The 14,127-nt window shown below is 61.8% G+C and carries 16 protein-coding genes; 12 read left to right on the top strand and 4 right to left on the bottom strand.

Features of this window, described 5'->3' with window-relative positions:
- Positions 1-14: 14 nt before the first annotated feature.
- Positions 15-509 carry a flavin reductase family protein gene (locus tag EV286_RS07575; protein WP_132956426.1) on the bottom strand — a complete coding sequence of 165 codons (495 nt, stop codon included), beginning with the start codon at positions 507-509 and terminating at the stop codon, positions 15-17.
- Between the two features lie 181 nt (positions 510-690).
- On the opposite strand from EV286_RS07575, the gene EV286_RS07570 reads away from it, so the two are divergent.
- The 4 genes from EV286_RS07570 (at position 691) to purB (ending at position 4,468) form a co-directional block, all read left to right on the top strand.
- Entirely contained in the window at positions 691-1,773 is a 1,083-nt protein-coding gene (locus EV286_RS07570; RefSeq protein ID WP_132956425.1) for a branched-chain amino acid ABC transporter substrate-binding protein, read from the top strand.
- A gap of 134 nt (positions 1,774-1,907) precedes the next feature.
- Complete coding sequence (gene rpe / locus EV286_RS07565) at positions 1,908-2,594, top strand: ribulose-phosphate 3-epimerase (protein WP_132956424.1); 687 nt, start codon at positions 1,908-1,910, stop codon at positions 2,592-2,594.
- On the top strand, positions 2,581-3,099 hold the full coding sequence (locus tag EV286_RS07560; protein ID WP_245500645.1) for a hypothetical protein: 519 nt from the start codon (positions 2,581-2,583) through the stop codon (positions 3,097-3,099). Before rpe ends, EV286_RS07560 begins: the two co-directional genes overlap by 14 nt.
- 61 nt (positions 3,100-3,160) lie before the next feature.
- Positions 3,161-4,468: an adenylosuccinate lyase gene (gene purB, locus EV286_RS07555; RefSeq protein ID WP_132956423.1), complete on the top strand. Its 1,308-nt coding sequence runs from the start codon at positions 3,161-3,163 to the stop codon at positions 4,466-4,468.
- A gap of 57 nt (positions 4,469-4,525) precedes the next feature.
- Here the strand turns inward: purB and EV286_RS07550 are convergent, their stop codons facing one another.
- Together EV286_RS07550 and EV286_RS07545 are read right to left on the bottom strand one after the other, a co-directional pair.
- Positions 4,526-4,996, bottom strand: a complete 471-nt coding sequence (locus tag EV286_RS07550) for a low affinity iron permease family protein (protein ID WP_132956422.1) — start codon at positions 4,994-4,996, stop codon at positions 4,526-4,528.
- A 108-nt stretch (positions 4,997-5,104) separates the two neighbouring features.
- Positions 5,105-5,908 (bottom strand): DUF2189 domain-containing protein, encoded by an 804-nt coding sequence (locus tag EV286_RS07545; RefSeq protein ID WP_132956421.1) that lies wholly within the window; start codon positions 5,906-5,908, stop codon positions 5,105-5,107.
- Positions 5,909-6,077: 169 nt separating this feature from the next.
- On the opposite strand from EV286_RS07545, the gene EV286_RS07540 reads away from it, so the two are divergent.
- From EV286_RS07540 to EV286_RS07515, 6 genes are all read left to right on the top strand, one after another.
- The gene (locus tag EV286_RS07540; RefSeq protein ID WP_132956420.1) at positions 6,078-6,632 is read left to right on the top strand and encodes an alpha/beta hydrolase; all 555 of its coding nucleotides are present in this window, start codon (positions 6,078-6,080) and stop codon (positions 6,630-6,632) included.
- A 160-nt stretch (positions 6,633-6,792) separates the two neighbouring features.
- Complete coding sequence (locus tag EV286_RS07535; RefSeq protein WP_132956873.1) at positions 6,793-9,003, top strand: EAL domain-containing protein; 2,211 nt, start codon at positions 6,793-6,795, stop codon at positions 9,001-9,003.
- Between the two features lie 315 nt (positions 9,004-9,318).
- A complete protein-coding gene (gene purC, locus EV286_RS07530) occupies positions 9,319-10,083 on the top strand; it encodes a phosphoribosylaminoimidazolesuccinocarboxamide synthase (protein ID WP_132956419.1) in 765 nt (254 codons plus the stop codon).
- Between the two features lie 13 nt (positions 10,084-10,096).
- Positions 10,097-10,339, top strand: coding sequence for a phosphoribosylformylglycinamidine synthase subunit PurS (purS, locus tag EV286_RS07525; protein ID WP_132956418.1), 243 nt, complete (start codon positions 10,097-10,099; stop codon positions 10,337-10,339).
- Positions 10,340-10,455: 116 nt separating this feature from the next.
- Positions 10,456-11,127, top strand: coding sequence for a phosphoribosylformylglycinamidine synthase subunit PurQ (gene purQ, locus EV286_RS07520; protein WP_132956417.1), 672 nt, complete (start codon positions 10,456-10,458; stop codon positions 11,125-11,127).
- A 46-nt stretch (positions 11,128-11,173) separates the two neighbouring features.
- Positions 11,174-11,578 carry a hypothetical protein gene (locus tag EV286_RS07515; protein ID WP_132956416.1) on the top strand — a complete coding sequence of 135 codons (405 nt, stop codon included), beginning with the start codon at positions 11,174-11,176 and terminating at the stop codon, positions 11,576-11,578.
- 4 nt (positions 11,579-11,582) lie between these two features.
- Here EV286_RS07515 and EV286_RS07510 read toward each other — a convergent pair whose 3' ends face one another.
- Positions 11,583-11,831 (bottom strand): DUF1127 domain-containing protein, encoded by a 249-nt coding sequence (locus EV286_RS07510; RefSeq protein ID WP_132956415.1) that lies wholly within the window; start codon positions 11,829-11,831, stop codon positions 11,583-11,585.
- 81 nt (positions 11,832-11,912) lie between these two features.
- On the opposite strand from EV286_RS07510, the gene EV286_RS07505 reads away from it, so the two are divergent.
- Together EV286_RS07505 and EV286_RS07500 are read left to right on the top strand one after the other, a co-directional pair.
- Positions 11,913-13,319, top strand: coding sequence for a PLP-dependent aminotransferase family protein (locus tag EV286_RS07505; RefSeq protein ID WP_132956414.1), 1,407 nt, complete (start codon positions 11,913-11,915; stop codon positions 13,317-13,319).
- A gap of 132 nt (positions 13,320-13,451) precedes the next feature.
- Positions 13,452-14,027, top strand: a complete 576-nt coding sequence (locus tag EV286_RS07500) for an acyloxyacyl hydrolase (protein ID WP_132956413.1) — start codon at positions 13,452-13,454, stop codon at positions 14,025-14,027.
- Positions 14,028-14,127: the final 100 nt, after the last annotated feature.

The following is a 14,127-nucleotide window of genomic DNA, read 5'->3' as shown; positions in this document are numbered from 1 at the left end:
TCCTTCCGGGAGCTTTATAGCGTGTGGTAGTCCCGGTTCATATAAATGAGCGCGGGCCTGAGCTCGCCGTAGCGGACCCCGACGACCTCGCCGAAGATGACGTTATGCGTCGACATCTCCTTGATATCCGTCACCTTGCAGTCGAAGGCGGCGAGCGCATCCGAAAGCACCGGCGCGCCGGTGACGAGCGTCTCGAACCGGGCGGCAGCGAACCGCGCCGCCGCGTCGAGATGAGTGCGGCCGGAAAAGGCATCCGCCACATGCTGCTGGTGGGCACCGAGCGCATTCAGCGCGAAGATGCCGCTCTTGAAGAATACGTGGTTCTTCTCGTTACTGTTGTTGAGGCAGACGAGGACGGCGGCGGGATTGTCGGAGACCGAGCAGGCAGCCGTGATCGTGACACCGCGCTTCTCGTCACCAAGTATCGTCGTTACCAGTTGTACGTGGCCCGCGTAACGGCTCATTGCGTCGCGATAAAGCCCCGGGTCCACATGCTGTCTCTTCAACAAAATTCTCTCCTGGCCGACGGTATCATCGCGGTTTTATGTAGCCCGACGAATATGGCGATGCTCGATTCTCTTTTCTACAGCGGTTTTCCGGAAAAGTGCCGGTTTTTGTTGCTTTTTCTTTGACGATGTGGTGCAGCCGGATAAAAGGGCATGAAGGGTTTAGAAGGAAATTTCATTTCGAATGAAGGTTCTGCGCCTCATAGGTATCTCGGCGGCGCTGCTCCTGGCGGCGCAAGCGGGCCATGCTGCGGGCGTCGCGATCGGCGTAGTCGTGCCGCAGCAGGGACCCTATGCGGCCATCGGTGCACAGATATCCGCGGGCGCCGGCCTTGCGGCGGACCAGTCGAAAAATGCCATCATCACCGTCAACGAGCCCTGCGAGGATGGCAGCGGCCAGGCGGTGGCCGATGCCCTCGTCAATGCCAAGGTTCAGATCGCGATCGGCTTCGTCTGCACGGAGACGCTGGAAGGCGCGCTGCCGCGCCTGAAGGACGCCGGCATTCCGGCGATCACCGTCTCGGTGCGCTCCCGTATCCTGATGGAGGACGCCGTCAAGAACGGCTGGCCGCTTTTCCGGCTGGCACCGCCCGATGGTGCCGAGGCCCAGAAGATCATCGACGTCATCATCAAGGATTGGGCTGGCGAACCGATCGCGCTCGTGGAAGACGGCACGATCCATGGCCGCGAATTGACCGAAGCTGTCCGTGACGCGCTCGAGGACAAGGGCCTGAAACCGGTCTTCACGGATACCTACCGCCCCGGACAGGAGCAGCAGATTGCCCTCGTGCGCCGCCTCAAGCGGGCCGGCGCCACGCATGTCTTCATCGGCGGCGACAGGAGCGATGCGGCGATCATCGCCCGCGATGCGGCAGCGGAAAAGATTCCGCTGGTCGTCCTCGGCGGCGACGCACTGCGCGCGGCCGATCAGCCGGTCCCGCTTGCTGAAGGCGTACTTGCCGTGACCCTGCCGGACTATTCGCTGCTTCCCGCCGCGCAGGCGGTCGTGACAGCGTTGCGCGCCGCCGGCATTGAACCGGAGGGCTATGTCCTTCCCGCCTATGCCGCCGCGACGATTGCCGACCAGGCCGTGCAGAGTGCCGTCGCCCAAGGCAAGCCGGTCGCAGAAAAACTCATCGGCACCACCTTCCAGACGGTGCTCGGACCGCTGAGCTTCAATCCGGCGCACGAACTGGCCGAAAACCCCTATCAGCTCCTGGAGTGGCGGGCCAAGACCTTCCGCGCTCCCGGCTCTTCCACCGACTAACGTAGCGTAAGTCAGCTTGCCATAAGTCAGTGCAAAGGCTTGTGTCGCCTTTGCGGACACTTCGCCATTCTGTTGTCGCGTCCGGTCGGCGGTGATAAGGCAGTTCCAAGCATCAACAGTCGGAGTTCGTCGCCATGAGCCTGCCAATCCGGATCGCACCTTCGATTCTTGCCGCGGATTTCGCAAAGCTCGGCCAGGAGGTGCGCGACGTCACGGCCGCCGGCGCCGACTGGATCCATCTGGACGTCATGGACGGCCACTTCGTGCCGAACATCTCCTTCGGGCCTGACGTCATCGCATCGCTGCGATCCTATACACAGGCGACCTTCGACTGCCACCTGATGATCTCGCCGGCAGACCCCTACCTGGAAGCCTTCGCCAAGGCAGGCTGCGACCGCATCACTGTCCATGCGGAGGCTGGTCCGCACCTGCACCGCTCGCTGCAGACCATCCGCCATCTCGGCAAGAAGGTGGGCGTCACGATCAATCCCGCGACGCCGCTGAGCGCAGTCGAGAATGTGCTCGACGACGTCGACCTGATCCTGATCATGTCGGTCAATCCGGGCTTTGGTGGCCAGAAATTCATCCCGGCGATGGTCGACAAGATCCAGCAGGCGAAGTCACTGATCGGTGACCGGCCGATCGAGCTCGAGGTGGACGGCGGCGTGACCGTCGAGACGGCGCCTGCCATCGCCGCCGCCGGCGGAAACGTCTTCGTCGCCGGCTCGGCGATCTTCAAGGGCGGCGCGGCCGATCACTATCGCAAGGCGATCGCCGACCTGCGGGAAGCGGCCGAAGGAGGCCGTGTTGGATCAAGCTAACCCGCCTCGCCCGCTCATCCGCCGGCGACTTGCCGCAGCGCGACCGCAGTGGCAGGCTTACCTGATCGGCGCGCCCTGCTGGGGCGTGCAGATGGCCCTGTCGGCTGCGCTCGGCCTCTATCTGCGCGACGACCTGCAGACGAGCCATGCGCCCGAAGTTCTTCTTCTCTATTTCCTCGGCGGCCTGCTTTCCTGGCCCTTTGTCCTGCCGGTCGGACTTTTCTTCGCACATGGGCGGGCGCCGGAAACGCGGTTTGCTTCCTTCTTCGTCGTCCTGGCAGCAGGAACGGTCGCCATGACCGCATTCCTCTTTGCCCTCGACTACCGCTTCTTCTACGCGCGTTGGCACGCGCCCTTCGGTTCGATGGTCTGGATCTACCAGTTCCTGTTCACGAGTGCTTCGGCGGTTTATCAGTTTGCGGTACTGGGGGTTCGCCTGTTGCTGCCGCTGGGCCTCCTCTGCCTTTTCACGACCAGTTTCCTGCTGGCGAGACGCATGCGTTGAGATTGTCGGCCGTCTTTGCTACAGGGACGCCAGCCCCTTTTCAGTGACGAAAGCAAGAACCATGATCCCGCGTTATTCCCGGCCAGAAATGGTCGCCATCTGGTCGCCCGAAACCAAGTTCCGCATCTGGTTCGAGATCGAGGCCCATGCCTGCGACGCGCTCGCCGAGATCGGCGTGATTCCGAAATCTGCGGCCGCGACGATCTGGGAGAAGGGCGGCAAGGCGAACTTCGACGTCGCCCGCATCGACGAGATCGAGGCCGTCACCAAGCACGATGTGATCGCTTTCCTGACGCACCTTGCCGAGATCGTCGGGGCGGACGCCCGCTTCGTGCACCAGGGCATGACCTCCTCGGACGTGCTCGACACCACCTTCAACATCCAGCTCGTCCGCGCTGCCGATATCCTCCTCGCCGGCGTGGACCGCGTCCTTGCCGCGCTCAAGACGCGCGCCTTCGAATACAAGGACACGATCCGTATCGGACGCAGCCACGGCATCCATGCCGAGCCGACGACCATGGGCCTGACCTTTGCCCGCTTCTACGCCGAGATGAGCCGTAACCGGACGCGTCTGCTCGCGGCCCGTGCGGAAATCGCCACCGGTGCGATCTCGGGCGCGGTCGGGACCTTCGCCAATATCGATCCGCGCGTCGAGGAGCATGTCTGCGCGGCGCTCGGTCTCGTTCCTGAGCCGGTGTCGACGCAGGTCATACCGCGCGACCGCCACGCGATGTTCTTCGCAACGCTCGGCGTCATCGCATCCTCGATCGAGAACGTCGCGATCGAGATCCGGCATATGCAGCGAACCGAAGTGCTGGAGGCCGAGGAATTCTTCTCGCCCGGCCAGAAGGGTTCGTCCGCCATGCCCCACAAGCGCAATCCCGTGTTGACGGAAAACCTGACGGGCCTTGCCCGGCTTGTGCGCATGTCCGTCGTCCCGGCTCTCGAAAACGTGGCCCTTTGGCACGAGCGCGACATCAGCCATTCGAGCGTCGAGCGCGCTATCGGCCCGGATACGACGATCACGCTTGATTTTGCCCTGAACCGCTTGGCAGGCGTAGTCGAGAAGCTCGTAGTCTATCCGGAAAACATGCTGAAGAACTTGAACAAGTTCCGCGGGCTTGTTCACTCGCAACGCATGCTCCTGGCGCTCACGCAGGCCGGAGTGTCGCGCGAAGATGCTTACCGCCTCGTCCAGCGCAACGCCATGAAGGTCTGGGAACAGGGCAAGGACTTCCTCGAGGAACTGCTCGCCGATCCCGAAGTTCGCGCCGCACTGTCTGAAGCGGATATCCGCGAGAAATTCGACCTCGGCTACCACACCAAGCACGTGGACACGATTTTCCGCCGGGTATTCGGCCAGGCCTGAGGCCCGCGACGACGGGATTATCGACTGCCAAGGCGGCGCGCCTGAAATGCGCCGCCTTCATTTCCGGCGCCGCGCCTTGTCCCCCAACTTTTCGGACTTGATTGCCTGCACCTTGCTGGCGACCGTCGCCTTGCCGTTGCCGGCCTTCCTGGCTCCTTGCCCGCCGCCGCTTGCCTTTGCCGCCTTGGCGATGAGCCGGTCGAGATGCGCGAGATCCTCCTCGTCCAGCTTCTCGATGCCGATGAACCGGTTCTCGGCCTTGCTGGTCAGGATCAGTTCGTCGAGCTTCGCCTGTATCGCCCGCGTATCCCTGGTCTGGGCGTTCTGCAGCACGAAGACCATGAGAAAGGTGACGATCGTCGTCCCGGTATTGATGACGAGCTGCCAGGTCTCGGAATAGTCGAAGAGCGGACCGAGCGCCGCCCATATCACGACCGAGACCAGGGCAAGGATGAACGCAAGCGGCTTGCCCGCCCATTCCGAGGCTGTCGTGGCGAAACGGGTGAAGATATGCTCGCTCGCGGCCATGGGCTCCTCCACTCGGACAGCATCATAACGCTGCGCTGGACCGCGAGGTTCCCGAACATGCGAAGACCAGCCAGCGTTAGCCGGCTGGTCCTTCTGGCAGGCTTAGGCCTAGCTTACAGGCTGGGCCACGAGCTTCCGGTAGAGATGCCACGTGGCGTGGCCGAGGACCGGCATGATTACCGCGAGCCCGGCAAAGATCGGGATCGTTCCGACCACAAGCAGAACGGCGACGATGAGGCCCCACAGAGCCACCGGTATCGGATTGGCAAGTGCGGCCCTGATCGAGGTATCAATCGCAGCCGCTGCACCGCAATCCCTGTCGAGGAGCAGCGGAAAGGAGACCACCGTCGTGGCGAGCACGACGATCGCGAAGACGAAGCCGATCAGATTGCCCCACAATATGAGTTGCATGCCCGCTGGTGTCGTCAGAACCTCGGAAACGAAGCCCATGATCGAGTCAGGGGCGGCCGCTCCGAAAAAGTGGACATAGAGGAGCTGGGCCACGATGAGCCAGGCCACGAAGGCGCCGAGCAGGAAGATGCCGAGAGCGACGATCGACGGCATTGCCGACGAATGACGCACTTCGAGCGCATGATGCCAGGACGTGTCGAGCCCACGCTCGCGGCGGCGACTGATCTCATAAAGGCCAACGGCAGCGAGCGGACCGAGCAGCGCGAAGCCGGACATGAGAGGGAAAAGCAACGGCACCATCCTCTCGCCCGAACTCCAGGCGATCAGGAACACACCCGCGATCGGGTACATCAGACACAGAAAAACGTAATGGGATGGTTTTTCGCGAAAATCCTCGAGACCCCGGCGCAAAGCGTCGAAGACGTCCGCAATGCTGATCTTGCGGACAGCAGGGCGCACAAACGAACTACTGGCGCCTGCCCATACGTGAAATGCCGTCATGTTGTTCTCCTCCACAACCGAAAGCTACCGGCTGGCGGCGCGAAGACGTCCGACAAGCAATGGCCGAGGCGTTCAACCGCAGCCGGCGTAGGCGAACATTAGCAAATCCTCCAGCACTTGTCCTCTTTTCCCTTGACTCCACGCAAGCTCGCTCTCACATCGGCTCATCATGAAAGCATCGGAAGCAGATATCCTCATCATCCCCGGATACACCAACTCCGGGCCTAACCACTGGCAGACTCGCTGGGAGGCCAAGCTCGGTACGGCCCGGCGGGTCGAGCAGGCCGAGTGGTCGAAGCCCGTGCGCGAGCACTGGACGGCCCGCATCGCCGAGGAGGTCAACGCCTCGGAGCGACCGGTCGTCCTTGTCGCCCATTCGCTGGGCGTGCCCTCGGTCATCCATGCCATTCCGGATTTCCGCAAACCCATCGCGGGCGCATTCTTCGTGGCCCCGCCCGATGTGGCAAACCCGGCGATCCGCCCCAAGCACCTCATGACCTTCGGCCCTTATCCGCGCGATCCCCTTCCCTTTCCGTCGATCACCGTCGCAAGCCGCAACGACCCGTTCGGCAGCTTCGAGCATGCCGACGAAATCGCCAACTGCTGGGGTTCGCTTCTCGTGGATGCGGGCGAATCGGGCCATATCAACGCCGAATCCGGGCACGGCCCGTGGCCGGAGGGCACGATGGTCTTTGCACAGTTCCTCAGCCGGCTGCGTCCCTGACGCAAGAAAAACGAGTGCATCGCTTTTAAGAGCTATTTAATGTAGTGAAGCCAAAATGCCGGCAGTCGAGCGATGAGAGTGCGAATTGGGGCCGATCTGGACGAACAAACCGCCATTGCCCACCAATGGCACCGAGGAGAATGGCGAGCCGCAGGGTCTTATGCGGCTGGCCATTACGCTCTCGGACATGGCCGAAAGGGAGAGCCGCTGGAACTATGCGCTCGTAGGCTCCGGCCTCGGCGTCTGGGACCATAACCTCAGCCTCGGCAACTTCTACTACTCCGACACCTGGAAGGCGATCCGCGGCATGCGCCCCGGAGACGAGGTGAACGGCAACCTCGATGTCTGGATCCTCAACGTCCATCCCGACGACCGCGACCTCGTTCGAAACGCGATCGAGCGTCAGGCCGCCGGCGATCCGGAATTCGCCGTGTTCGAATACCGCGAGCGGCACAAGGATGGCCACTGGATCTGGATCGAGTGCCGCGGCGCATGCGTGGAATGGGACGAGACCGGCAAGACGACCCGCATCGTCGGCACCGATATCGACATCACCGACCGCAAGGAAGCCGAGGAAAAACTGGCCGATCTCTCGCGCCGCCTGGATCTTGCGCTCGACATATCAAGAATTGGCGTCTTCGAGGCCGACCTCGACGGCGAGCAGGTCGAATGGGACGAGCGCCTCCTCGCCATCTATGGCGTCGAGGGAACGGAGAAAGTCAAGCAGGGCGACTTCTGGGAAAGACTCCTTCATCCGGAGGACCGGGAACGCAGCACGCAGCGCGTTCGTGACCATATCGAAGAAAACAGCGCCTTCTCCCAGGAGTTTCGTATCCTGCGGGGCGATCGCGTCGAGCGCGTCATCCGTGCCCGCTCCGCCCCGTTTGTCGACAGCCGCGGCCGCAGGAAATTGATCGGAGCCAATTGGGACGTGACCGACGAAGTCGCGCTCAGGAACGAGCTGCAGCGCGCAAAGACACTTGCGGAGGCCCGCAACGCGCAGCTGGAGACCGCCAAGGAGCAGATCGAGCACATCGCGCTGCACGACCATCTGACCGGGCTTCCCAACCGCCGCTACCTCGACCGCATGCTGGAACTGAAATCCGCGGAGTGCCAGGTCGACGGTTCGATGCTCGCGATCCTCCACATCGATCTGGACCGCTTCAAGCAGATCAACGACACGCTCGGCCACCGCGCCGGCGACGCGATGCTGAGGCATGCCGCCCAGGTCCTGACGACAGGCGTGCGTTCGGAAGATTTCGTTGCCCGCATCGGTGGCGACGAGTTCGTCGTCCTCTGCGCAGCGGACACCTCGCTGAAGAAGATCTCCAACCTTGCCGGGCGCATCATCCGCGATTTGCGCAAGCCCATTAAATATGAGGGCCATGACTGCCGCTTTGGTGCCAGCATCGGCATCGCCTGCGGAAGTGGCCCCGACGTCGATGCCAAGCAGCTTCTGCTCAATGCCGACATCGCGCTTTACCGGGCAAAGGGCAGCGGAAGAAACAGGCATGAATTCTTCTCGCTCGACGCCCACCGCCAGATCATCACGGCAAAGAAGCTCTCGGACGAGATCCTGCTCGGCCTGGAACGCAACGAATTCATCCCCTACTATCAATTGCAGTTCTGCGCCCACAGCCATGACATCATCGGCGTGGAAACGCTTGCGCGCTGGCACCATCCGCAGCGCGGCATCCTGACACCCGACAAGTTCCTGAAATTCGCCGAGGACCTGGACGTCGTCTCGACGATCGACAGCATCATTCTGGAGAAGGCGCTTGAGGATCACGGCGGCTGGCTGGACGAGGGCGTGCAGATTCCGAAGGTCTCGGTCAACGTTTCCTATCGCCGCCTCGCGGATCCTTCACTGATCAAGAAGCTTCGTGCGCTGAAGATAGAGCCTGGGCAGATTTCCTTCGAGCTGCTGGAATCCATCTCCTTCGACGACGCCGCGGACGAGGTTGTCGAGAACCTGAACCAGCTTCGCAAGCTCGGGATCGATATCGAGGTCGACGACTTCGGCACCGGCCATGCCTCCATCGTGAGCCTGCTGAAACTCAGCCCTTCGAGACTGAAGATCGACCGCGAACTGATCAACAAGCTCCCGCAATCGGCCGAGCAGCGCAAGCTCGTCGGCTCGATCATCGAGATCGGCCACTCCCTGGATATCAAGGTGACTGCCGAAGGCGTCGAGACCATGGAGCACGCCCGCATCCTCGCCGCACTCGATTGCGATGGGCTGCAGGGCTATGCCTTTGCCCGCCCGATGCCCCCACAGAAGATCTCGGCCTTCGTGCGCGCGCAGAGTTGGCGCCACCAGGACGGCATCGACCGCCCGACCAGGGTCTCGCGCGCGCAACCCGCGGGCTGAGGAAGCCCCCGGCGCGGCCGAGCCTCTGCGTCGGTTCGCCCCCTTCACTTCGCTAATTTGGGATCAAACCTTTTTCCAAACCGACACATTGCCCATATAGGCTGCAGGCGGATCTTTGAGGGATTCGTTTCTCGCTGACAAAACCTGTAAAATAGCGGACGGAAGCTCTGATTCCCGTTCATTGCGTAATCCGATGGAATCCCAAGGAAGGAGCGGCAGCCGGATTGTGATATTGCTTCAATTCCGATATGGGGACGCCCAGATGTCGATCCACAAGCGCTGTCCCAAGAGCGCCAACAACAGAGAATAGTGCAGATGAACCGTCGCCGCCGTATTTACGAAGGCAAGGCCAAGATCCTTTATGAAGGACCTGAGCCGGGCACGCTGATCCAGTTCTTCAAAGACGATGCTACCGCCTTCAACAAGAAGAAGCATGAAGTCATCGATGGCAAGGGTGTCCTGAACAACCGCATATCCGAGTATATTTTCAGCCATCTCAACAAGATCGGCATTCCGACGCATTTCATCCGCCGGCTCAACATGCGCGAGCAGTTGATCAAGGAAGTGGAGATGATTCCGCTGGAGATCGTCGTGCGCAACGTCGCCGCCGGCTCGCTGGCCAAGCGTCTCGGCATCGACGAGGGCGTGGTCCTCCCGCGCTCGATCATCGAGTTCTACTACAAGTCCGATGCGCTGGAAGACCCGATGGTGTCGGAAGAGCACATCACCGCCTTCGGCTGGGCCAATCCGGCCGAACTCGATGACATCATGGCGCTTGCGATCCGCGTCAACGACTTCATGACCGGCCTCTTCCTCGGTGTCGGCATCCAGCTCGTGGATTTCAAGATCGAATGCGGCCGCCTTTTCGAAGGCGACATGATGCGCATCATCCTTGCCGATGAGATTTCGCCGGATTCCTGCCGCCTCTGGGACATTGCCACCCAGGAGAAAATGGACAAGGACAGGTTCCGTCGCGACATGGGCGGCCTTCTGGAAGCTTATTCGGAAGTTGCCCGCCGTCTCGGCATCATCAATGAAAATGAGCCTGTGCGCGGCACCGGCCCGGTTCTCGTCAAGTAACAGGGAAGACAAAGTGATCAAGGCTCGTGTAACCGTCACGCTGAAGAACGGCGTTCTCGATCCGCAGGGCAAGGCAATCGAGGGTGCGCTCAGCGCGCTCGGCTTCGACGGCGTCGGCCACGTCCGCCAGGGCAAGGTCTTCGACATCGAACTCGAAAGTGCCGACAAGACCAAGGCGGAAGCCGACCTGAAGGCGATGTGCGAAAAGCTCCTCGCAAACACGGTAATCGAAAACTACACCATTTCCCTCGGCTGAGGGCGGTGGAGAGGACGGGATGACTCGCGGAATTTGGCGAGCAGCATCCCGATCGCACTGAAAACCGTCTCGAACTTCGAGAACTGGCACAAGCAAACAAGGTTTGAACCGCACCCATGAAATCAGCCGTCGTCCAGCTCCCCGGTCTCAACCGCGATCGCGACATGATCGCCGCCCTGACGAAGATTTCCGGCCATGCGCCGGTCACGATCTGGCAAACGGAGACGGAGATTCCGGACGTCGACCTGATCGTCATTCCGGGCGGCTTCTCCTATGGCGACTATCTTCGTTGCGGCGCGATCGCCGCCCGCATGCCTGTCATGCAGGCGATCAAGGAAAAGGCTGACAAGGGCGTGAAGGTGCTCGGCGTCTGCAACGGCTTCCAGATCCTCGTTGAGGCCGGTCTGCTGCCCGGCGCGCTGATGCGTAATGCCTCGCTGAAGTTCGTTTGCCGCGAAATCAAGCTGGAAGTCGCGAATGCCGAGACCGACTTCACCCGCGCCTATGCCAACGGCCAGATCATCCGCTGCCCCGTCGCCCACCACGACGGCAACTATTTCGCCGACGCCGAGACGCTGCAGGCGATCGAAGGCAACGGCCAGGTCGTCTTCCGCTACGCCGAAGGCACCAATCCCAACGGCTCGATGAACGATATCGCGGCCGTCATCAACGAAAGGGGCAACGTGCTCGGCATGATGCCCCATCCGGAGAACCTGATCGAAGCCGCCCATGGCGGGTCCGACGGTCGCGGCCTTTTCGCTTCCGCCCTTGACGTGATCGCCGCCTGATTTCGGCGATCAGGAAGCCCCCTCGATCAGATTTCCGGAGAAGTTCATGCGCATATCCGCCACGAAGGCCGTCTTCAATGTGTTTGCCCTCGTGGCGCTCGGAGCCGTTGCTGTCGCCTGCCAGTCACGGCCGACGAGCACCTCTGCCGACAAGAGCGCACTCTCGACGATGGAGCGCGTCGCGCTTGGTGCCAACAGCTGCTGGTTCAAATCCGGCGACGCGGCCTTCACGGCCTACAAGCTCGCACCGGAACTGAACTCCTTCTCCGGCCGTCCGCGAATCCTGCTGGTCCACAAGGGAAGCCCGGAAAGCCGGCCTCTCCTCGTCGTGCAAGCGGAAGGAAATCCGGCGCGCCTGCAGGCCTTCGGCCCCATGATGGCCGAGCCGGTCGCAGGCCGTATCGCCGCGGACGTTAATCGCTGGTCCGGCGGCAGCAAGGCCTGCAGCTAAGCCATCAATCCCAGAAGAAGGACTTGCCGATCTCCCTGGCGACATCGGATTGCGAAAGTCCGATGTCATTCAGCTGCTCCGGCGAAAGCTGTCGCAATACGCGGCGCCCCTTGCGCTTCTCATGCCATAGCTCCAAGGCCACCCACATGCGTCTGAGGCGGACCTTGATTGATGCGCGACTGGAAGACATCAGCTTCCTGTCGATCGCGACAATTGATACAATCTGCTGCTTAGCGCTTGCCGGAACGGACATTGCTACGCTCCTGTGATAGCCATTGTTACAATTGCTACATAGGTTGACACCGCAAGGGTGACAATCTATTGTATTGTCACTATGACAACTTGGCTTCCGGACATCTCGCGGGGCATCGGCCCCATGTACATGCGGATCGCAGACAGCATCGAGGCTGCGATCTCCAACGGAGCCCTGCCCGCGGGAAGCAAATTGCCACCGCAACGCAATCTCGCCTACGACATCGGCGTGACGCTCGGCACGATCGGCCGGGCCTATGCGCTGGTGCACGAGCGGGGTCTCGTGGCCGGCGAGGTCGGGCGCGGCACATATGTGCTGGAAAGATCCGCCGACCAGCCGGCGCAACAGGCTGACGGACTGGCGGGTACGCGGCTTGTCGACGCACCGCCCGGCAAGGTCCGCTTCGATACGACCGCCGCGCCCGATATTGGACAGGGCGGGATCATCGGCCAGTTGCTCGCCGATATCAGCCGCGAGCATCCGGTGGAGATCGCCTCCTATTCACGCAGTTTTCCGCCGTCCTGGTACGAGGCAGGACGTCAATGGCTGTCCCGCAACGACTGGCTGCCGGCGGCCGAGAACATCGTGCCGACGCTCGGCGCCCATGCCGCGGCAATTGCGGTGATCTCGGCTATCTCACTGCCCGGTGACAAGATCGTCTTCGAAAACCTGACCTATACGCAGGTGAGCCGCAGCGCGCGCGCCCTCGGCAGGCGCATCCTGACGGTGGATTCGGACGAGCACGGCGTGATACCGGACGATTTCGAGCGGCTCTGCAGCCAGCAGCACCCTCGCCTCGCCTTCCTGATGCCGACGGCCCACAATCCGACCCTCGTAACGATGCCGGCGGACCGTCGCGAGCAGATCGCCGCGATTGCGCGCAAGCACGGCGTCTGGCTGATCGAGGACGACCTTTATGGCGGCATGTCAGGCGACACCAACCCGCTGCTCATTTCGTTGGCGCCAGAGCGCACCTTCCTCGTCAGCGGTCTTTCGAAATCCGTCGCGGCCGGCGTGCGCGGCGGCTGGGTTGCCTGCCCGCCGCATTTCGCGCAGCGAATAAAGGTCACGCACAAGATGATCACGGGCGGACTGCCCTTCATTCTCGCGGAGGCCGGTTCAAGGCTGGTACTCTCAGGCCAAGCGCACGCGATGCGGCGAAGAAGTGTCGAGGAGATTGCCGCACGCGAGAAATTGGCCCGCAGGCATCTCGCCGGCTTCGACTTCGCCTCCCACCCCCATGTGCCGTTCCTTTGGCTGAAGCTTCCGGAACCATGGCTTTCGGGAACGTTCAAGAATGCCGCCTTCCAGGAAGACGTGCTCGTCGATGACGAGGATGAGTTCAAGGCAGCACGCACCGAGAAGCCCTATTACCGTGTAAGAATTGCGTTTTCGTCGCCCGACAACCGCCAGGAAGTAGAGGACGGCTTCATGGTCGTGCGGCGATTGCTGGAGAACGGGCTCGCCTCCTATGACGGCGTGATTTAGCGCTGTTGCACATTTGTGCCATCACTCCGGAAATCGAGGAAATGACGCCCGCACGCTTTACCGGCATCGGTCAAATGTTACCAATTTAACGTGGCCTGCTGACGATTCGCCGTCGGCCCCGGGAGATTGTGCATGCCGAGCTGCATTTCGCCTGCCTTCCTTGCAAGTACACGCACTTTCTTCTTTTTGAGCGCAGCGCTTTTGGCGAGCGGCGGCCTGGCACACGCCGACGGCAGGATCTTCGACGAGTTGCGTTTCGGTGCGTCGGCATCGATTCAGGACGGCAACTCGCGCGAGAATGGCGTCTTCCCGGAATTCATGGTTCTGTTCGATCCCTTCGGATTTGACCAGGCGACGAACTGGAAGGAACAGCTCCTCCGTCCGCGGCTGCATCTTGGAACCTCGATCGGCACCGCCGGCGAGGCAACGCAGTTTTACGGCGGCTTCACCTGGACGGTGGACCTCAGCGAAAGGGCGTTCGCGGAAGCCGGCTTCGGCGGGACGATCCACACCGGTGATCTGCATGGCGACGACGGACCCGAGCTGGGATGCCGCGCGTTGTTCCGCGAATATCTCGGCGCCGGCTTCAAGCTCGACAACAAGTGGCGGGTGATGGCCCAGGTGGCCCATTCCTCGAACGCCAATCTCTGCGATGGGCCGAATGACGGCATGACGCGCGCGGGCGTGCTTCTGGGCTACAAATTCTGACCTATCCGGTCTCCCCGGGTGCCCCTGAAACCGGCGGGAACATTGCGACGCACGCTTTGTCCGAAGTGGGTCTTTTTTCTGTCGCGCATTCGCCCCACAT

The organism is Rhizobium sp. BK251 (assembly GCF_004345245.1).
GTDB lineage: Bacteria > Pseudomonadota > Alphaproteobacteria > Rhizobiales > Rhizobiaceae > Rhizobium.
Note: the sequence above shows the minus strand (reverse complement) of the source record. Positions and strands in the feature narration are given on the sequence as shown.